Below are 18,259 nucleotides of genomic sequence, written 5' to 3'. Positions count from 1 at the left end.
CGCAGAGCTTTCAGAGGGCGCCGTCCGATCCGGCGCACGCCGGTGGCTCACGCCGTGGCGCGCGTCCCCCGTCAAGGTGACTTGAGACCGCTTCGAGACCTGAACCGATCGACAGGCGAAGGCGCCTCCTCTCCCCCGGAATGATCACCTATGACGCCAACTCCCTTGTTTTTCCATAGAATTGACGGCGGTTGGCCATGCAGAAACGTACCTCTTCACCAGAGTCGGCCGGGCCCCGCGAATGGCCCTAATGAGCCCTACTATCGGCTCGCCATGACAGCAGCAGGGAAGCACCAGGTGAGCCGGTCGACCGGTCGCCGGCTGGGGCGGGCGGGCATCCGGGACGTGGCCGCCGCAGCCGGTGTGTCGATCACGACTGTCTCCGACGCGCTCAACGGCAAGGGCCGGCTTCCGGATGCCACCCGTAGCCATGTCCGCGAGGTGGCCGACCGGCTGGGCTACCGCCCGTCCGCAGCCGCCCGCACCCTCCGTACCGGCAAGTCGGGGCTCCTCGGCCTGACCGTGACCACGTACGGGGACGAACCTTTCACCTTCACCGAATTCGCCTATTTCGCGGAGATGGCCAGAGCGGCCACCTCCGCAGCCCTGGCCCGCGGCTACGCGCTGGTCATCCTCCCCGCGACCTCCCGCCACGACGTGTGGTCCAACGTCGCCCTGGACGGCACCGTCGTGATCGATCCCGCCGACGGCGACCCCGTCGTCACCGAGCTCGTGCGGCACGGCATCCCCGTCGTCTCCGACGGCCGCCCCGGCGGCGCGCTGCCCGTCACCGGCTGGGTCGACAACGATCACGAGGCGGCCGTCCTCGGCCTGCTCGACCATCTCGCCGACGCCGGCGCCCGCCGCATCGGGCTGCTCACGGGCAACACCACCGACACCTACACCCGCCTGTCGACCACCGCGTATCTGCACTGGTGCGAGCGGGTCGGGCAGGACCCGGTGTACGAGTCCTACCCGGCACACGACCCGTGCGCGGGCGCCGTCGCCGCCGACCGGCTGCTGGCCCGCCCGGACCGCCCGGATGCCGTCTACGGACTCTTCGACCCCAACGGCACGGACCTGCTCGCCGCCGCCCGGCGCTACGGCCTGAGGGTGCCGGAGGACCTGCTGCTGGTCTGCTGCAGCGAGTCCACCCTCTACGCCGCCACCGAGCCGCCCGTCACCACGCTGTCCCTCAAGCCGCGCCGGATCGGTACCGCCGTGGTGCAGATCCTCATCGACGCCATCGAGGGGCTCGACAACGGCCGGCCCGTCGAACAGGTCATACCGACCGATCTGATCGTCCGGGCCTCGTCCCAGCGACGTCCCCCGAGAACGACCGTCAGCCCACCACGAGGACCGACCGGCGACTGAGCGTGCTCCCACATACGAGCGACGGTGTGATCACTTCTACGAGGAAAAAACAGGGTGATCTAGGGAGAAATCCGCCGCGAATGCCGGGCTTCGGCGGATTGACCACCCCCGGGTGCGTCACAACCCGCGATCGGCATTCCTATGATGGGCGCACGACACCGCGGACCGCCGTCGACCAGGCAAAGGTCCGAGAGGTGCACGGCGGCGCGACGGTGGAGGGGTCGATGACTCAGGGGGCCAGTCAGGGACCCATGGTGTGGACCATGGCGGGAGAAACTCCGGCGTCTGTTCCGCCGCCCGGAGTGCCCTCCGGCGCGCCCGCCGGGTCCCCCGTGCCGCCTGTCGGCCCGCCGCTCCACCTGCCCGCCGGCACCCCCGCCGCGCCTCCTGCCGCGCCCCCCGTCGTGTCGCCCGCCGCCCCGCCGGCCGAGCTGCCCGAGGAGTACACGCCGACCGCGCGCGACCTCCCGGTCATCGAGCCCGGCCGCACGGACACCCTCATCGACCGCCCCGCCGTCGTCCCGGTGCCCGAACCGGCCCAGGACCCCGACGCGCCCGAGGGCATGGGCCCGCTGTACGTCGTCGGCGATGTGCACGGCTACTACGACGAGCTGCGCGAGGCGCTGGCCGCCGAAGGCCTCATCGACGCCGACGGCAACTGGGCGGCCGGCAATGCCCGGCTCTGGTTCCTCGGCGACTTCACCGACCGCGGCCCGGACGGCATCGGCGTCATCGACCTGGTCATGCAGCTCTCCGCCGAGGCCGCTGCGGCCGGCGGCTACTGCAAGGCCCTGATGGGCAACCACGAACTCCTGCTGCTGGGCGCCAAGAGGTTCGGCGACACCCCTGTGCAGTCCGGCGCCGGTACCGCCTCCTTCCAGGCCGCCTGGCTCCTCAACGGCGGCCAGAAGACCGATATGGACCGCCTGGAGGACCACCACCTCCAGTGGATGGCCCGCCTGGACGCCGTGATGGAGGAGGACGGGCATCTGCTCGTGCACTCCGACACCACCGCCTACCTCGAATACGGCGATTCGATCGAGGCCGTCAACGACACCGTCCACGAGGTGCTCACCCGCAGCGAGGCAGACGAAGTCTGGGACCTGTTCCGCAAGTTCACCAAGCGCTTCGCCTTCCGCGACGAGTCCGGCTCGGAGGCCGTACGCGAACTCCTCGACGCCTACGGCGGCGACCGCGTCGTACACGGCCACAGCCCGATCCCCTATCTGCTGGGCGAGGTCGGCACCGAGGAGGGCGAGAGCGACGGTGTGGCGGTCGACGGTCCGCATGTCTACGCGGACGGTCTGGCCATCGCCATGGACGGCGGCATCACGATGGCCGGAAAGCTTTTGGTCGTTCAACTTCCGCTGGCTGGCTGAGCGTTATCGAGGCGGGCGCGCGGCAGGCCGGGGCACGGGCGGTCGGGGGACACACGGGTGGAAACCGGTCGTGGCATTACTCAAATTCCGTAAACTCTCTGTCACCCCGCGCCGGAGTCGCTCTACCATCGGACTATCCGTAGCAGGCTCTCCTCCGTTTCCGCCCACTGCCCGGCCAACGCCGGCCGTACGGCCCTACGGAGCATCGGGGGATCCACATGAACAGCGCTCCGCACCTGCTGAACGAGGACCGCGCGGAATTTGCGCGGATCCTTGATGAGGCGTTGCGCACCGCCGAATACCGCCCGGACGACTTCACCGCCGTCGGGGGAAACCCTCTCAACGCCGAGCAGTTGCGCACGATGGCGCTCAGTGCGACCACCGCCATCGCCGCGTGCGCCACGGCCGAATACCAACGCTATGTACAGCTCCGCGCCGAGTTGCGCGCGCCGACGCCCGTCCCGTCCCATGTCCCGGCGGACGACGAGGAGCAGAGCCCGGAGGCCGACGGGAGCTCAGGACCGGCCATCGCCACGTCCTTGGGCGAGGCCGAGACCACCGGCGCCGGGCTCACCGCCATGGTCGCCGTCCTCGCGCCCGTCCTCGCCGGCATCGCCGCGGTCCTCTTCCTCCTCATCGGTTATGCGCTGCGCGCCCTCAGCCCCGACAAGGCACTGGCACAGCCGCTGATCAGTGTCGGCTGGATCTTCGCGGCACTGACCGCCGCGGGCGCCCTCGTCGCGATGGCCGGCCTGGTCATCACGGCGCTGCGCAACGGCTCGTCCGCCCAGGCCGCCAGAGCCGACGAACTGGGCGAGGCGCTCGACAACGCCCGCGAGGTGTGGCGTCGCGCCCTCCTGGAGCGCGGCGTGCTGCCCTTTCTCCGCGAGGCCCTCGCCGACCCCACGGCCACTCCTGACGACGACCCGTCGCGCTATGTCCCCCGCCGGACCGCGCCCCCCGAGAGCCGGATCCCCTCCCTCGGTTACACCCGCCCCGAGTTCACCAGCCCCGACAGCGGTTCCTCGGGATCCCGCCCGCGATACTCCAGCCCGGACTTCACCAGCCCGGATTACGGAGGGCCCGACCACCAGCCGGACTAGCGCGCGGGGCAGCCCGGACCAGGGACCAGCAGAGGCATGGGCGGGCTGGGCGCTCCACCGCCGGGCGGACAGCGGAAGGCCCCCGCCTTGCGGTGGGGGCCTTCACAGAAGCGTCCGAACGCCGGGCTAGTCCGCGATCGGCAGATACACGCGGTTGCCCGCCGCCGCGAACTCCGCCGACTTCTCGGCCATCCCGGCCTCGGCGTCGACTGCCAGATCACCCCCGTGTTCGCGGCGGATGTCCTGGCTGATCTTCATCGAGCAGAACTTCGGGCCGCACATCGAGCAGAAGTGCGCCGTCTTCGCCGGTTCGGCGGGCAGCGTCTGGTCGTGGAAGGCGCGGGCCGTGTCCGGGTCGAGGGCGAGGTTGAACTGGTCCTCCCAGCGGAACTCGAAACGGGCATCGGAGAGCGCGTCGTCCCACTCCTGGGCGCCCGGGTGTCCCTTGGCCAGGTCTGCCGCATGGGCCGCGATCTTGTACGTGATGACGCCGGTCTTGACGTCGTCGCGGTCCGGCAGGCCCAGATGCTCCTTGGGCGTGACGTAACAGAGCATCGCGGTGCCCCACCACGCGATCATCGCCGCGCCGATACCGGAGGTGATGTGGTCGTAGGCAGGCGCGATGTCGGTGGTCAGCGGGCCGAGCGTATAGAACGGGGCCTCCTCGCAGATCTCCTGCTGGAGGTCGATGTTCTCCTTGATCTTGTGCATCGGGACATGGCCCGGGCCCTCGATCATCGTCTGTACGCCATGCCGCTTGGCGATGGTGTTCAGCTCTCCGAGCGTCCGCAGCTCGGCGAACTGTGCCTCGTCGTTGGCGTCCGCGATGGATCCGGGGCGCAGACCGTCGCCGAGCGAGTAGGTGACGTCGTACGCGGCGAGGATCTCGCAGAGCTCCTCGAAGTGCGTGTAGAGGAACGACTCCTTGTGGTGCGCCAGGCACCAGGCGGCCATGATCGAACCACCGCGGGAGACGATGCCGGTCTTACGACGGGCCGTCAGGGGGACGTAACGGAGCAGCACACCGGCGTGCACCGTCATGTAGTCGACGCCCTGTTCGGCCTGCTCGATGACGGTGTCCTTGTAGATCTCCCAGGTGAGTTCCTCGGCCTTGCCGTCGACCTTCTCCAGTGCCTGGTAGAGGGGGACGGTACCGATGGGGACGGGGGAGTTGCGCAGCACCCACTCGCGGGTGGTGTGGATATTGCGGCCGGTGGAGAGGTCCATGACCGTGTCCGCGCCCCAGCGGGTCGCCCAGGTCATCTTCTCCACCTCCTCCTCGATGGAGGAAGTGACCGCCGAATTGCCGATGTTGGCGTTCACCTTCACCAGGAAGTTCTTGCCGATGATCATCGGCTCGATCTCCGGGTGGTTGATGTTGGACGGCAGCACCGCACGGCCGGCTGCGATCTCGTCGCGGACGAACTCGGGCGTGACGTTCTCGCGGACGGCGACGTACTCCATCTCCGCGGTGATCTCGCCGCGCTGGGCGTAGGCGAGCTGAGTGACCGCGGCGCCGTCACGGCCGCGGCGCGGCTGTCGGGGGCGGCCAGGAAAGACCGCGTCGAGGTTCTTGAGCCCACCGCGCGGCGAGGTGTGCTTGAGGCCGTCGTCCTCCGGCCGCATGGGGCGGCCCGCGTACTCCTCGGTGTCGCCGCGGGCGATGATCCAGTTCTCCCGCAGCGGCGCCAGACCACGGCGGACGTCGGTATCGATGTGCGGGTCGGTGTACGGCCCTGACGTGTCATAGAGCGTCACGTCCTTGCCGTTGGTGAGGTGCACTCGCCGGACCGGGACCCGAAGGTCCGGGCGCGATCCGGAGACATAGCCCTTGTGCCAGCCGATCTGCGGCTCACTGCTGCCGCTGGCACCGTTTCCGTTTTCGGGCGTGCGTGCATCCTGCAGAGTCATGAGACCCCAACTCCCTACGCCGGCATTACCCGGTAACAGGTTCGGCGGTCGACGCAGCGGCTTCCGTCCATGGGCGTTTCACGTGAAACGCCGTTGGGACGAAGGTCAGCGCCCTCTCAGCCCGGTGCTCCGAGCTCCCGCGATTGCAAAGGTGGCACCACGGTAGCGGCCGATGCGGCGGAGTGAACAGGGGGCCCGGGAGTTCTTGCGATGATCGAGCGGTGAGCCCTCACGAGTCCCACCACCATTCCGCCGTGCATTCACATGCGCACGGCCATGGCCCTGCCACGCCGGTCTCCCGGCATCTGCGCAAGGTCATCGCGGCAGTGCTGATCCCCTTCGCGGCCGCGGTGGCGGTCGGCCTGGTCGTGCTCTGGCCGGGCGGCGCACCGCCTCACAAACCGTCCGGCGTCGGCTTCGACCAGCCCACGGAGCGGGCCAGGGTCGTCAAGGTGGCGGAGGTGAACTGCGCGGATGTCCATGCCGAGCAGCAGCCCCCGCCTCCCTCCCCGACCGGACAGCCACCGGCCGGGGGAGCGGACAAGGGCAAGCCCTGTCAGCAGGCGACGATCAAAGTCACCACGGGAGAGAACGCCGGGCGGACCTTCCAGGCGGTGGTGACACCGGACGCCCTGCGGCACTACACCACCGGCCAGGACGTGGTGGTGGCGTACTCCCCCAAGGCCCCGAAGGATCTGCAGTACTCGGTCAGCGATGTCGACCGGACGCTCCCGATGTGGGTGCTGGCCGCGATCTTCGCGTTCGCGGTCGTGATCGTCGGCCGGCTGCGGGGAGTGCTGGCACTGGTGGCGCTGGCGGCCAGCTTCGTGGTCCTGACGCTGTTCATCCTCCCGGCGATCCTGCAGGGATCCAATCCGCTGGTGGTGGCGGTGGTCGGGGGAAGCGCGATCATGCTGATCGCGCTGTACCTGTGCCACGGGCTGACGGCCCGTACCTCGGTGGCCGTCCTCGGGACCCTCGCCTCGCTGCTGCTGATCGGGCTGTTCGGATCGGTGTTCATCAACTGGGCGCTGCTGACCGGCAATACGGATGACACCACCGGGCTGGTGCACGGCCTGTACCCCGACATCGAGATCCGCGGTCTGCTGCTCGCGGGGATCATCATCGGGTCGCTGGGCGTGCTCGACGATGTGACGGTGACGCAGACCGCCGCGGTCTGGGAGCTCAAGGAGGCGGACCCGTCGGCCGGCTGGCGCAAGCTGTACGGCGCCGCGATGCGGATCGGCCGGGATCACATCGCGTCCGTCGTCAACACGCTGGTGCTGGCCTACGCGGGCGCGGCACTGCCATTGCTTTTGCTGTTCTCGATCGCACAGAGCAGCGTCGGCACGGTCGCCACGAGCGAGGTGGTCGCGGAGGAGATCATCCGCACACTCGTGGGCAGCATCGGGCTGGTCGCCGCGGTGCCGCTGACGACGTTGCTGGCAGCCCTGGTCGTCTCGGCGGACCGGAAGGGGCGGGGCGCACCGGGGGACGACGGCAGGGCAGGTACCGGACAGCGCTCCGGGGCAGACCCCGTGGCCGAGGTGGGGGTGGGTGCCAATGTGCCGACGGGCGCCGTGGAGAGCCGTCCGGCCCGGCGAGGGGGAGGCGGCAGGCGCCGTAAGCGGTGACGGAATCGCGGGGGGGGCCTTCCGGCACCCGCCACAGATCGCGAGGAAAGCGGGGAGACGGGGGCGAGTGCGGTGACGGGCAGGGGCACGGGCGGGGAGGGACATACGGGTACGCGGGGTTGACCGGCGTACCCGCCATGGCCGGCGTGGACGGTCGAAGCGGGGCCAGGTCAGCCGGCCGGTGCCTCCGTGAGGATCTGGTCGAGTACGGCCTCCAGGGTGTCGCAGACCTCTTCCTTGCCGAGCGGCACCAGCCGGTCCGTACGGTCCAGGAAGGCGACCAGCGGCGCCGCGCTCACCCGGAACAGCGCACGCTCGGCGCCGACTTGAAGGCTGATGAAGACATCGCTGAGGTGTTCGGGGGAGGCCGGCTCAATACGCACATCGCCCTCGCCGGACGGCCGACTCAGCCCGTCCAAGAGCAGCTCTCGGCCGAACGCCCAGGTCACGGGCGCATCGCCGGGCAGATCGAAGGTGAGGCGGACGGCATACGGATCGGCGCTGGCGAAGTCCAGCTCCACCGGAATCCGGAACGCGAGCTCTTCCGAGACGACGAAGCTCATGATCACTTCTGCCTGAACTGTGTCGGTCATCAACCACTGCCCCGCACTTGATCGGAGATGGCCGGGAAACATCCCCCGTAGCCCTATTGGCGCCATCGTCTGCCACGCACCAGCAGATCACAAGGAGTGAGTTTTCAGATACTGACAGAGAAGGCGAGTGTCGTTAGTGTCGCCTCCGCCATTTTTCGTAGTCGGTCTGTAACGGACCGCAATCGGTGCAGTTCGTACACGCGCAGAGAAGCCACCGGGACCGCGGTGACCGCCTCGACCTGGGCAGGGGAAGCCGTACACGCCGTGCCCAGGGCATATTTCCGACGTCCAAAAGCACGGTGTTTGCCACGCACCGTATCCAAACGGTGCAGCAATTCGTCCTCAGATCGCACGGAAAAGGGCGATATCAACTGGCGGACATGGCGTGCGAGCCGCTCTCCGCACGGACCTTCGCCGAACTGCCCTCGCAGGCATTTCCCGATCACGTGCCCGGGTGCGGTGACGTCCAAGACCGCCCGCTCCTCCACCGACGGCCGCAGCGAGCCGTCGGTAACCTACGCCATCTCGACATCACCCTCCCGGTAGACGGCGAAGTAGACGCAGGCGCAGGTTCCTACCTGTCACGGCCGGCGCTTCGGAGTTCCGAGCCCGCTGACGATGTCGGGGTTCCGGGCGGGCACCGGCCCGCACCGGTAGCGGATTCGCCGTTCACGATTGCCAACACCGGGCCCCCGGTCCGCTCACAGCGGGGTCCGGGGGCCGGTCGGCGGAGGGAGCCTGCGGCTTACCAATCGCCCTTCGACGAGGACGATGACGAGCCGCTGGACCTGCGGACGAGGTAGATGACGCCGGCGATCAGGGCTGCCGCTATGAGGACCTTGAACAGCACGCCGATCAGGAAGCCGAGCGCGGTGGTGATCAGTCCGCCGAAGACCACGATCAGGACGACGGGCACCACGACCCAGGTGACCCACCACGGAAGTCCTGCCAATATCCCCTTACCAGCCACTGTTCTGCCCTGCTTTCTGTCTGTCGCGCTGTCGTTGTCCGTACCGCGCTATCCGTCTGCTGCGCTGTTGCCGCGGTGGTGGCGCCGTCCGCGTGCGGCGTGTCTGCCGCCTCACACCTCCAGCTCCCCCTGCACCAACGATGCTAGGACGCGGACCGCGGCCGTGGGGGCTTCGCAGCCCCGGCCCTCCCCTGACCCTTCCCCTACGGGTTGCGGGGCCGGACCCCTAGCTCTCAGGAGGAGAGAAGACCACCATCACCCGGAGGTCCTCGCTGATGTGATGGAACTTATGGGGCACCCCAGCCGGCACATAGACCACGCTGCCCCGGGCCACCGACTGCGTCTCCGTCCCGACCGTGATCGCCGCCCGGCCGCTGACGACGAGGTAGACCTCGTCCTGGGCGTGCGGCTGCTGCGGATCGGTGCTGCCGGCGTCCAGCGCGTACAGCCCGACCGACATGTTGCGTTCCCGGAGAAACTGCAGATACGCACCGTCGTTCGCAGCCCGTTCCGCTTCCAGCTCATCCAGTCTGAAAGCCTTCATGCCGATCGCACCCCTCTGATGATTCAGACTCGTCTGCGACGATCTCACCATGAAGCATTTTCTGGTCAAGACGATCGCCAACGCCGCGGCGCTTGCCGTGGCCATCTGGCTACTCAAGGACATCACGCTCACCGGTGAGAACACCGGCCGCAAAATACTGACCCTGGTCCTCGTCGCGCTGATCTTCGGGCTGGTCAATTTCCTGGTCAAGCCCGTGGTGAAGCTGCTGTCCTTCCCGCTGTTCATCCTCACGCTCGGCCTGATCACACTGGTCGTGAACGCGCTGATGCTGCTGCTGACCTCCTGGCTCGCCGGCAAGGCGGACCTCGCCTTCCATGTGGACGGCTTCTGGACGGCGCTGCTCGGCGGCGTGATCATCTCCATCGTCGCCTGGGCGATGCATGTGATCCTTCCCGACGAGGACTGACCCTTGAGCGCCCCCTTCCGCATCTGCTTCGTCTGCACCGGCAACATCTGCCGGTCGCCGATGGCGGAGTCCGTCTTCCGCGCACGCCTCGCGGAGGACGGGCTCGACGGCCTGGTCGAGGTCGGCAGCGCGGGGACCGGCGGCTGGCACGAGGGCGACGGAGCCGACCCGCGCACGGTCGCCGTGCTGCGCGCCGGCGGCTATGAACACGTCCACACCGCCCGGCAGTTCCACGCCTCCTGGTTCGACCACCTCGACCTGGTCATCGCCCTCGACTCCGGCCATCTGCGCGAGCTGCGCGGCCTGGCCCCGACCGCGGAGGACGCCGCCAAGGTCCGTCTGCTGCGCTCGTACGGGACGGGCACGGCGGCGGGCGCCGGCCCGGGACCGGCGCCCGGCCGCACGTCCGACCTCGACCTCATCGGCGACCTCGACGTACCCGATCCGTACTACGGCGACTTCGCCGGCTTCGAGGAGTGCCTGGAGATGATCGAAGAGGTGAGCGACGGCCTGCTGGCCGCGGTACGGGCCGCACTCCCGGGCCAGGGCACGGCTACCGGGCACGACGCCGGCCGGGACGCATCACAGGACCCGCACCAGCCGCCGGAAAAGGAGAGCGCATGACCGGCGACGGCACCCGCGCCGTACGTGCCGGGCTTCCGGAGCCCGAGGCCTACGAGCCGACCCTCCCGGGGCCGGTGTTCGCGGCGCACTTCCACCTTCCCGGCGATGCCGTCGGGCCGTACACCTACGGCCGTGACGCCAACCCGACCTGGACCCGGCTGGAACAGGCCATCGGCGAGCTCGAATCACCGGACGAAAGCGCCCATACCGTCGCCTTCGCCTCCGGGATGGCCGCGATCACGGCGGTGCTCTTCTCGCAGCTGCGCACCGGCGACATCGTGGTGCTCCCCAGCGACGGCTACCAGCTGCTGCCTGCCGTCCGCACCCGCCTGGAGAGCTACGGCATCGAGGTCCGGACGGCGCCGACCGCACACGACGCACAGCTCGACGCGCTGGACGGCGCCCGGCTGCTGTGGATCGAAACGCCCTCCAACCCCGGCCTCGATGTCTGTGACATCCGGCGACTGGCCGACGAAGCCCACCGCCGCGGCACGCTGGTGGCCGTCGACAACACCCTCGCCACCCCGCTCGGTCAGCGGCCGCTCGACCTCGGCGCGGACTTCTCGGTCGCCAGCGGCACCAAGGCGCTGACCGGCCACGGCGACGTCCTCCTGGGGTATGCCACCACCCGCGATGCCGCGCTGGCCGATTCCGTACGGCTCTGGCGCAAGACGGTGGGCGCGATCCCCGGCCCGATGGAGAGCTGGCTCGCGCACCGTTCGCTCGCCACCCTCGCACTGCGGGTCCGCCAGCAGTCGGAGGGTGCGAGGGCACTGGCCGCGGCGCTGGCGGACCGTCCCGAGGTCACCGGCCTGCGCCACCCGGGGCTCCCGTCCGACCCGTCCCATGAGCTCGCCACCCGGCAGATGCGCCCGGGCCGCTTCGGGGCCGTAGTGTCCTTCGTCCTGCCCGACAAGGCCTATGCGGAACGGTTCCTGGCCGCGCTGACCCTGGTGGACGATGCGACGAGCTTCGGCGGCGTACGGTCCAGCGCCGAACGACGCGCCCGCTGGGGCGGTGACGCCGTGCCGGAGGGCTTCATCCGCTTCTCGGTCGGCGTCGAGGAACCGGAGGATCTGGTCGCGGACGTCATCCGGGCACTGGGCGTGGCCGCGCAGAACTGACCGATCGCCACGGTCACCGAAACAGGGGGCCGAGTCGAACAAGCGAAGCGCACCCCGTGCCCGAGGCGCCGCACGCGCTATGAGGGCGGCCGGCAGGGTATCCCCCCTCGTCACCCTGCCGGCCTGCGGTTCCCATGGCCCCGAGTCCACGCGTTTCACGTGAAACCACACGCTCCACGTGAAACGAACCGCTCGAACAAGGCTAGTTGACTGAGCGTCATTGTCCAATCACGCTAGCGACACAGCCCTATCGACAAATTTATAGTTGGCCCGCGACCAGGCTTCCGAGAGGCGCAGGAGGTACGCGATGGATCTGGCTCTGCTGCGCACCTTCGTCACTGTGCACCGAGCCGGCTCCTTCACCCGCGCCGCCGCATTACTCGGCCTCTCCCAGCCCGCGGTGACCAGCCAGATCCGGGCGCTGGAACGCCAGTTGGGCCGCCCCCTCTTCCTCCGCTGCGCCCGGGGCGTCACCCCCACCACCATCGGCGATGAACTCGCCCACAAGGTGGCACCGCACCTGGACGCGCTCACCGAGATCACACAGGCCGGCCAGGACCGGGACTCCGTCACCCGCACTCTTCACCTCGCGGGGCCCCCGGAGTTCCTCGCCGAGCGCGCGCTCCCGGCGCTGACCCCACTGATCGCCCAGGGCCTGTCCATACGCACCGTTTTCGGCCCCGCGGAGGAGCTGCTGACCGGCCTGGCAGACGGCCACCACGATCTGGCCGTCACCACCACCCGGCCGCGCGGCGGGCTGCTCAGCGCCACCCCGCTCTGCGACGAGGAGCATGTACTGATCGCCGCGCCGCACTGGGCGGCCGAGCTGGGAGGCAGCACGGTGCTGCAGGCCGGGGGAGTCCGCGTGCTGGACCCCGTGCCGCTCGTCGAGGTCCACGAAAGCCTGCCGCTGATCGCCCGCTACTGGTCCGCGGTCTTCGACGCCAAGCCCGCCGCCTCCGCTGCCGTGGTCGCCGCGGACCTCCGCGCCGTGCTGTCCTGTGTGACGGCCGGGGCGGGCCTCGCCGTACTGCCCCGCTATCTGTGCGCCGACGCACTGGACAGCGGCGACGTCGTGGCCCTGCTCGACCCGCCGGTGCCCCCGCTGCGGACGTACTTCCTGGCCGTACGGACCGGGACCCTCGGCCTGCCGCATATCGCCCGGGCGCATGAGTGGCTGCTGCGAACCGCTGTCGACTGGTGACCGAGAGGCGTGGGTTTCACCGGGCCATGACTGCGGCATCTGTCCCCTATGAACGTACGGCCAGTCGTCAAACGCACCGCCCGCGCGATTCTGCTCGACGGCGCGGACCTCGTTCTGATCAAACGCACCAAGCCGGGACGGGCCCCCTACTGGATCACTCCCGGCGGCGGGGTGGAGCCCGAGGACGCCACTGTCATCGACGCCCTCCACCGTGAGCTGGACGAAGAGCTGGGCGCGAAGATCAAGGACGTGGTTCCGGTCTTCGTCGACACCGTCGAGCACTTCAGCGACGGCGGGGTGGACGGCGTGAAGGTCCAGCACTTCTTCGTCTGCCGGCTCGACTCGATGGACGTCTCGCGTCGGCACGGCCCCGAGGTCGACGAGCCCTGCGGGGAGTACGAGATCGTGCGGGTGCCCTTCACCCGGGTCGGCATCGCGTCCGTCGAGGTCGTGCCGCTGTCGCTGCGGCACTACCTGGACGGCAACATCGAGGGCGTACGGGCCATGCACGCCCCCGATCTCGGCTGAACGGGAGGCCGCGCACCCGGCACTCCGCCGGGCGCCGTGTCAGCCGTCGCGCCGGTCGTCGAACCATCCGCGGAACGCGGGAGCGTCCTCGGCGGGCCGACGGGGCTGGGCGCGGGCGAGCACCCGCTCGACCCGGTCGAGGAACTCCGCGTTCAGCTCCTCCACGAAGTCGTCCCGGCCCGGGGCGGGGGGCGCGCCGACGGACGCGGAACCGGCCGGTGGGGCAGGGACCGTGCCCGCGCCGTACATCGGGTCGCTTCCGTACACCGGGGCCGCACCCCGGTACACCGGGTCGTCCGTGTCCTCGTGCAGTCCGCCCCGCAGGTGCTCGTTCTTGCGCTCCGCGCGCCGGAAGGGCGGCCGCTGCTCCGACTCCGCCGCCGCGCCGAAGAAGTCGCCTCCCTTGCGCTTGACGTCGTCGGTGCCCCAGGCCCGCGCCCCGCGCTGCTGCGCCGGGACCTTCTGCAGATGCGGAATGTGCTTGGCGCAGTGGATGTACGCCTCTTCGACCTCGACGGTGACCCACAGCTGAGCCCGTCGGCCGGGAACCGGGTCGACCGGCAGACCGGGGTGGTGCGCCCGCATCTCCTCGTCCATGACGACCCGTGCCCGGCCGTTGACGTGCAGCCCGATGCGGTCACGGGTGAAGTCGACCATCAAGATGCCCAGGCGCGGGTTCTCCGAGATATTGCCGATGGACGCCATGACACCGTTGCCACGGTATTCCGGGTACGCCAGCGTCCGGGCGTCGAGCACCTGGACGAACCCCTGCGGGCCGGCCCGGAACGTCGCATCGCATTCGCCGTGCCGGTCGGCCGTGGCCAGGAAGAACATCTCCTGCCGGGCCACGAACTCCTGCATACGGACGTTGAGATGGTCCAGGACCTGGTCCCCGTAGAAACGATCGGCGCGCTCGGTCGTCCCGAGCCTCTGCTGCACCAAGTGCTCGCCGTCGCTCCCGGGGCGCTCTTGCCGTGGCATGCCCCACCCCTCCCCTGTCGGACCGTTGTCGACCTGTGCTGCCAAGATCTCAATCTCCGGCCGAGACCAGCTCTTCCACGGAGTCGTGCCGGATGCGCTCGGTCGGGATGCCGACCCCCACCAAAGCGTCCACACCGCTGCGGATCAACCCCGGCGGCCCGGAGAGATAGGCGTCGTACTCCCGGAACGGCCCGTACTGCCGGACCGCGTCCGGAAGCTGGCCGGTCTCGCTGCTCGTTCCGCCGCGAACCGCCGGCCCGTTGGCGACGACCGGGCGGACCGAGAGCCAGGGGTGGGTCTGTTCCAGGTTCAGCATGGTGTCGAGCTCATAGAGGTCGTGGTCGCTGCGGGCGCCGTAGAAGACCTCGACGGGGCGCCGGACGCCGTGTTCCGCGACGTCCTCGACCAGCGCCTTGATGGGGGCGATGCCGGTGCCGCCGCCGACGCACAGCAGACCGCTACGCGTGCTGTGGTCGACGGTCATCGAGCCGCCGGGAGCGCCGAGCCGGATGACATCGCCCGGACGGGCGCGGTGGACCATGGCGTTGGAGACCCAGCCGGCCGGGACCGCCTTGACGTGGAAGGAGAGCAGGCCGTCCGAGCGCGGTGCGGAGGCGAAGGAGTAGTGCCGCCAGACCCGCGGCCACCAGGGGGTTTCCACGCTGGCGTACTGCCCCGCGAGGAACGGGTAGGGCTGGTCGGGGCGGACCAGCACCACCGCGATGTCGGGCGTGCGCAGCTCGTGCGAGACGACCTCGGCCTGCCACCAGGCGGGGGCCACGGCCTCGTCCTCGGCGGCTGCGTCGATCATGATCTGCGAGATCGCGGTGTAGGCCCGCACCCACGCGGCCTGGGTCTCCGGCCCCCAACTGGAGGTCGCATAGCGCGAGAGCGCATTGAGCAGACATTCGCCGACCGCCGGGTAGTGGTCGGGCTGGGTGCCGTATTTGCGGTGCCCACGGCCGAGGTTCGCGAGGTAGGCGGTGAGCACATCGGCGTCGTCGACATGCTGGGCGGCGGTGAGCAGCGCCTTGAACAGCCGGTCGCGCTGGGTGTCCATCGCGGCCGGGAACAGCGCCCGCAGATCGGGGTACTGCACGAAGAGCAGGGCGTAGAAGTACGAGGTGACCTTGTCGGACACGGGCTCGATCTCCGCCATGGTGCGACGGATGAGCACCGCGTCGGGGGAGGCGGGTGTGGCGGAAGCGGCCGAGGCCTGCAGGGCGTCGAGAGAGGGCTCCGGTGCGGGAGCGGCGGGACGCGCCTTGGGGGTGAAGGCAGACGGGGCGGGGGCCTGGTTCTGGGCAGCCGGTCCCGTGGCGGACGCGGTGCCGACGGGCGGGCTTCCCACGGGTGCTCCCGTGGCGCGCGCCGATTCGTGTACGGGCTCGGGCTCGCGGCCCCCGGTGGGTACGCGCTCCCACTCCGATCTGCGGCTCGTGGGGGGCTCACCGCCCCAGGCGGTCCCGGCCTCGCGGTGCGGCGCGGTGGCATACCCGGGTGCTGCGGCGGACTGCTCGGAGTAAGCGGCCGCGGGGGGCTGCTCGGGAGAGCCTGCTGCCGCGGAAGGACGACCCGCGTCGTGTCGCGGCGACGGTGCCTGCGACGGCTCCGTCTCGCGCTCGCGCGTGGCGGCGGTGCCTACCGGCCGGATCGGGTTGACCGGTCGGCTGGGTATCTGTTCCCGGTCGTTCCGCTCGTCTCTCTCGTTCCACTCATGGTGGTCTCTTCGGTCGCCGCGGTCGTGGTGTGCACTCCCGTCATCCGGTTCGGCCGGGACCTCGTGGTTCTGCTGCCGGTCCTGGCTGTTTTGCTGCTCCTGCTGTTCTCCGGAGGACTTCTTCGCCGGTGGAGTGAACCAACCCCAATCGCCACTGCTCCCGCCGGAAGAGCCGTTATCGGCCGACGTGGTGGTCGGAGCGTCCATGGTCTGCCTCGCCTCGAACGTCTTTCGGTTGTCTTCGCACTTCCGTAGATCGGAACTGCCCGGAATTCCCCCGCCCTGCCCTGGAATTCTTCATCGCCTCATGCGACTCCGACAACACCCTCCAAAGCGGACAAATCTCACTCCCTTGCGACAATGCGGAGCAGATGCCGCGTCAGCAGCATGCCACTCCCGCTCATCACATCGGACAAATAGTCGGAAGTCCGGGTGCCGAGGGCCACTTCGCCGCTAGGCTGACGAGCTTTGAGCTCACCCTTCACGCTCCCGCGGAAGCCCTACCTCCGCCAAGCCGGACTCGACCATACCGGCAGTAGTTAAAACCACAAGCCCTGATCTTGGAACACTCCGCACGACCGTTGCGATAACAGTGATCCTCCCCACAGACTGCATTTTCAGCGCACACAGCGGACGAATCCGCCGGAGGAGTTCGGAATTACTGGCCAGTACGCACCAGTTCGTATGCCTCACGAAGATCCCTGCCCGCATACGCATATGAGGCCAGCCCACTGACATGGTGATCCGCATTCACTGCCACCGACTGCGGGACGACCGCGAACAGTTCGGTGTCCGACATGGAGTCGCCGTATGCCACACAGTCGGCTCGTGTCAGCCCGTACTGCACACAGAGTTCATCCGCGATCCGTACCTTCGCCGCCGACGAGAGGATGCCGGCCGGCTCCACCGCCTCCCGGATCGGCAACGCGGGCCAGCGGGAACCGTGTGCCGCATCGGCGCCCCAGGACAGCAGCCGTTCGACGAAGAAACCCGGCGAGAGAGAAATCACCGCGCAGCGCTCGCCGCGCGCCCGGATATCCGCCCAGACTTCCTGGATTCCGGTCAGCCACGGCGCGCCGTCAAATGCCGCGGCCACCGTGAGTTCGGTCAACTCGGCTGCCCATAGGTCGCATGCCAGCTGAGCGAACTGCGGGGGAGTCAGTTCACCCGCGGCAAATCCGCGTTCCAGCTCGGCGATCTCCCGGTCCAGCCCGAGCTGCCGGGAGATCTCAATGGCGGCCGCGGACCCATGGAGCAGGGTCCCGTCCATGTCGAACAGATGCAGCTTGCCCATGCCCCGGAGCCTAGGAGGCGCGGTCGCGGCAGGCGAGAGCGGGAGCGGGGGAAGGTGCAACCGGTCCACGCGTCGGCGGGACGGGGAGAGGCCGCCGATCTGGCCCCTGCGAGCGGGCCTGGGGACGAGCGTCTGAGGACGAGCGGGCCTGGGTGCGGGCGGGACCGGTGGCGCGGCAGGCGGCACCGTGCTTCGGGACGTACTCAAGCCCGCGTAGGTGCGGATACTCCCGCCGGGAGATGTGCCGCGGGGCACGGGGCGCCACCGTGGACGCCATGCAGCAGCTCAGCCGACCCGCCCGCCGGGCTCTCCTCGTCGTTCATGTCGCCGTCTCCGTCAGCTGGCTCGGCCTGACCGTCGGGCTGCTCACGCTCGGCATCACCGGTTACACGACCGGATCCCCCGACATGGCCGGCGTCGCCTACCGGGCCATGAAGGTCTTCGGTGACTGGCTGGTCCTCCCCGTCGCGCTGACCTCGCTGGTCAGCGGACTGGTGCTGTCGCTGCGCACCGCCTGGGGGCTGGCCAGGCACCGCTGGGTCTACCTCAAGTTCTGGCTGACGCTCATCACCGTCCTGCTCTCGGTCTTCTCACTCCGGCCCGGCATCAACCGGCTCGCCGCCGAGGCCGCCGCGGGCACCCCGCACCCGGACGTCAGCCTCCTCGTCGCGCCGGCGGTCGCCACGGTCACCTACCTCTTCCTCACCGCGATCTCCGTCCTCAAGCCGTGGGGACTCACCCGACGCGGCCGCCGACTGCGCGAGGCACAGTCGGCCGAGGCCCGCGCCGGCCGGGCGCGAAGGAGCAGCATCAAGGGTGCGAGCCTCCGTTAGCGGACGGCCTGGCGCC

At 69.5% G+C, this 18,259-nt stretch carries 17 protein-coding genes; 10 read left to right on the top strand and 7 right to left on the bottom strand.

All coding sequences use genetic code 11. The features are described from left to right. Positions 1 to 273: 273 nt before the first annotated feature. The 3 genes from Scani_RS36515 (at position 274) to Scani_RS36505 (ending at position 3,856) form a co-directional block, all read left to right on the top strand. Positions 274 to 1,374 carry a LacI family DNA-binding transcriptional regulator gene (locus Scani_RS36515; protein ID WP_159481947.1) on the top strand — a complete coding sequence of 367 codons (1,101 nt, stop codon included), beginning with the start codon at positions 274 to 276 and terminating at the stop codon, positions 1,372 to 1,374. A gap of 263 nt (positions 1,375 to 1,637) precedes the next feature. Next, on the top strand, positions 1,638 to 2,753 hold the full coding sequence (locus Scani_RS36510) for a metallophosphoesterase (protein ID WP_281392253.1): 1,116 nt from the start codon (positions 1,638 to 1,640) through the stop codon (positions 2,751 to 2,753). 218 nt (positions 2,754 to 2,971) lie between these two features. Next, positions 2,972 to 3,856: a G protein-coupled receptor family protein gene (locus tag Scani_RS36505; protein WP_174872801.1), complete on the top strand. Its 885-nt coding sequence runs from the start codon at positions 2,972 to 2,974 to the stop codon at positions 3,854 to 3,856. A 126-nt stretch (positions 3,857 to 3,982) separates the two neighbouring features. Here the strand turns inward: Scani_RS36505 and thiC are convergent, their stop codons facing one another. After that, the gene (thiC, locus tag Scani_RS36500) at positions 3,983 to 5,767 is read right to left on the bottom strand and encodes a phosphomethylpyrimidine synthase ThiC (RefSeq protein ID WP_159481946.1); all 1,785 of its coding nucleotides are present in this window, start codon (positions 5,765 to 5,767) and stop codon (positions 3,983 to 3,985) included. Between the two features lie 182 nt (positions 5,768 to 5,949). Between thiC and Scani_RS36495 the strand changes: the two genes are divergently transcribed. Next, positions 5,950 to 7,401 carry a YibE/F family protein gene (locus Scani_RS36495; protein ID WP_371872419.1) on the top strand — a complete coding sequence of 484 codons (1,452 nt, stop codon included), beginning with the start codon at positions 5,950 to 5,952 and terminating at the stop codon, positions 7,399 to 7,401. A gap of 170 nt (positions 7,402 to 7,571) precedes the next feature. Here Scani_RS36495 and Scani_RS36490 read toward each other — a convergent pair whose 3' ends face one another. The 3 genes from Scani_RS36490 to Scani_RS36475 all read right to left on the bottom strand — a co-directional run bounded on the left by Scani_RS36490 (position 7,572) and on the right by Scani_RS36475 (position 9,508). Further along, entirely contained in the window at positions 7,572 to 7,994 is a 423-nt protein-coding gene (locus Scani_RS36490; RefSeq protein WP_159481944.1) for an SsgA family sporulation/cell division regulator, read from the bottom strand. Between the two features lie 745 nt (positions 7,995 to 8,739). Further along, positions 8,740 to 8,964 carry a DUF5326 family protein gene (locus Scani_RS36480; RefSeq protein WP_159481943.1) on the bottom strand — a complete coding sequence of 75 codons (225 nt, stop codon included), beginning with the start codon at positions 8,962 to 8,964 and terminating at the stop codon, positions 8,740 to 8,742. A gap of 226 nt (positions 8,965 to 9,190) precedes the next feature. Then, positions 9,191 to 9,508, bottom strand: a complete 318-nt coding sequence (locus tag Scani_RS36475; protein WP_159481942.1) for a cupin domain-containing protein — start codon at positions 9,506 to 9,508, stop codon at positions 9,191 to 9,193. A gap of 49 nt (positions 9,509 to 9,557) precedes the next feature. Between Scani_RS36475 and Scani_RS36470 the strand changes: the two genes are divergently transcribed. The 5 genes from Scani_RS36470 to Scani_RS36450 all read left to right on the top strand — a co-directional run bounded on the left by Scani_RS36470 (position 9,558) and on the right by Scani_RS36450 (position 13,415). After that, the gene (locus Scani_RS36470) at positions 9,558 to 9,935 is read left to right on the top strand and encodes a phage holin family protein (protein ID WP_159481941.1); all 378 of its coding nucleotides are present in this window, start codon (positions 9,558 to 9,560) and stop codon (positions 9,933 to 9,935) included. Positions 9,936 to 9,938: 3 nt separating this feature from the next. Further along, a complete protein-coding gene (locus tag Scani_RS36465) occupies positions 9,939 to 10,559 on the top strand; it encodes a low molecular weight protein-tyrosine-phosphatase (protein WP_159481940.1) in 621 nt (206 codons plus the stop codon). Beyond that, positions 10,556 to 11,683, top strand: a complete 1,128-nt coding sequence (locus Scani_RS36460; protein WP_159481939.1) for a cystathionine gamma-lyase — start codon at positions 10,556 to 10,558, stop codon at positions 11,681 to 11,683. Before Scani_RS36465 ends, Scani_RS36460 begins: the two co-directional genes overlap by 4 nt. Positions 11,684 to 11,990: 307 nt before the next feature. Then, positions 11,991 to 12,887, top strand: a complete 897-nt coding sequence (locus Scani_RS36455; protein ID WP_159481938.1) for a LysR family transcriptional regulator — start codon at positions 11,991 to 11,993, stop codon at positions 12,885 to 12,887. A gap of 48 nt (positions 12,888 to 12,935) precedes the next feature. After that, positions 12,936 to 13,415, top strand: a complete 480-nt coding sequence (locus Scani_RS36450) for an NUDIX domain-containing protein (RefSeq protein ID WP_159481937.1) — start codon at positions 12,936 to 12,938, stop codon at positions 13,413 to 13,415. 39 nt (positions 13,416 to 13,454) lie between these two features. Here Scani_RS36450 and Scani_RS36445 read toward each other — a convergent pair whose 3' ends face one another. From Scani_RS36445 to Scani_RS36435, 3 genes are all read right to left on the bottom strand, one after another. Beyond that, entirely contained in the window at positions 13,455 to 14,396 is a 942-nt protein-coding gene (locus Scani_RS36445; RefSeq protein ID WP_174872800.1) for a pyridoxamine 5'-phosphate oxidase family protein, read from the bottom strand. A gap of 49 nt (positions 14,397 to 14,445) precedes the next feature. Continuing rightward, on the bottom strand, positions 14,446 to 16,323 hold the full coding sequence (locus tag Scani_RS36440) for a globin domain-containing protein (protein WP_159481936.1): 1,878 nt from the start codon (positions 16,321 to 16,323) through the stop codon (positions 14,446 to 14,448). Positions 16,324 to 16,774: 451 nt separating this feature from the next. Then, positions 16,775 to 17,410, bottom strand: coding sequence for an HAD family hydrolase (locus Scani_RS36435; protein ID WP_159481935.1), 636 nt, complete (start codon positions 17,408 to 17,410; stop codon positions 16,775 to 16,777). 275 nt (positions 17,411 to 17,685) lie between these two features. On the opposite strand from Scani_RS36435, the gene Scani_RS36430 reads away from it, so the two are divergent. Further along, complete coding sequence (locus tag Scani_RS36430; RefSeq protein WP_159481934.1) at positions 17,686 to 18,243, top strand: DUF2269 domain-containing protein; 558 nt, start codon at positions 17,686 to 17,688, stop codon at positions 18,241 to 18,243. Positions 18,244 to 18,259: the final 16 nt, after the last annotated feature.

The organism is Streptomyces caniferus (assembly GCF_009811555.1).
GTDB lineage: Bacteria > Actinomycetota > Actinomycetes > Streptomycetales > Streptomycetaceae > Streptomyces > Streptomyces caniferus.
Note: the sequence above shows the minus strand (reverse complement) of the source record. Positions and strands in the feature narration are given on the sequence as shown.

What these genes read in the sequence shown, in the direction of transcription:
- Scani_RS36475 (WP_159481942.1), bottom strand. Translation starts at nt 9,508, where the DNA reads ATGAAGGCTTTCAGACTGGATGAGCTGGAAGCGGAACGGGCTGCGAAC.
- Scani_RS36460 (WP_159481939.1), top strand. Translation starts at nt 10,556, where the DNA reads ATGACCGGCGACGGCACCCGCGCCGTACGTGCCGGGCTTCCGGAGCCC.
- Scani_RS36440 (WP_159481936.1), bottom strand. Translation starts at nt 16,323, where the DNA reads ATGGACGCTCCGACCACCACGTCGGCCGATAACGGCTCTTCCGGCGGG.
- Scani_RS36490 (WP_159481944.1), bottom strand. Translation starts at nt 7,994, where the DNA reads ATGACCGACACAGTTCAGGCAGAAGTGATCATGAGCTTCGTCGTCTCG.
- thiC (WP_159481946.1), bottom strand. Translation starts at nt 5,767, where the DNA reads ATGACTCTGCAGGATGCACGCACGCCCGAAAACGGAAACGGTGCCAGC.
- Scani_RS36505 (WP_174872801.1), top strand. Translation starts at nt 2,972, where the DNA reads ATGAACAGCGCTCCGCACCTGCTGAACGAGGACCGCGCGGAATTTGCG.
- Scani_RS36445 (WP_174872800.1), bottom strand. Translation starts at nt 14,396, where the DNA reads ATGCCACGGCAAGAGCGCCCCGGGAGCGACGGCGAGCACTTGGTGCAG.
- Scani_RS36430 (WP_159481934.1), top strand. Translation starts at nt 17,686, where the DNA reads ATGCAGCAGCTCAGCCGACCCGCCCGCCGGGCTCTCCTCGTCGTTCAT.
- Scani_RS36455 (WP_159481938.1), top strand. Translation starts at nt 11,991, where the DNA reads ATGGATCTGGCTCTGCTGCGCACCTTCGTCACTGTGCACCGAGCCGGC.
- Scani_RS36515 (WP_159481947.1), top strand. Translation starts at nt 274, where the DNA reads ATGACAGCAGCAGGGAAGCACCAGGTGAGCCGGTCGACCGGTCGCCGG.
- Scani_RS36450 (WP_159481937.1), top strand. Translation starts at nt 12,936, where the DNA reads ATGAACGTACGGCCAGTCGTCAAACGCACCGCCCGCGCGATTCTGCTC.
- Scani_RS36510 (WP_281392253.1), top strand. Translation starts at nt 1,638, where the DNA reads ATGGCGGGAGAAACTCCGGCGTCTGTTCCGCCGCCCGGAGTGCCCTCC.
- Scani_RS36435 (WP_159481935.1), bottom strand. Translation starts at nt 17,410, where the DNA reads ATGGGCAAGCTGCATCTGTTCGACATGGACGGGACCCTGCTCCATGGG.
- Scani_RS36470 (WP_159481941.1), top strand. Translation starts at nt 9,558, where the DNA reads ATGAAGCATTTTCTGGTCAAGACGATCGCCAACGCCGCGGCGCTTGCC.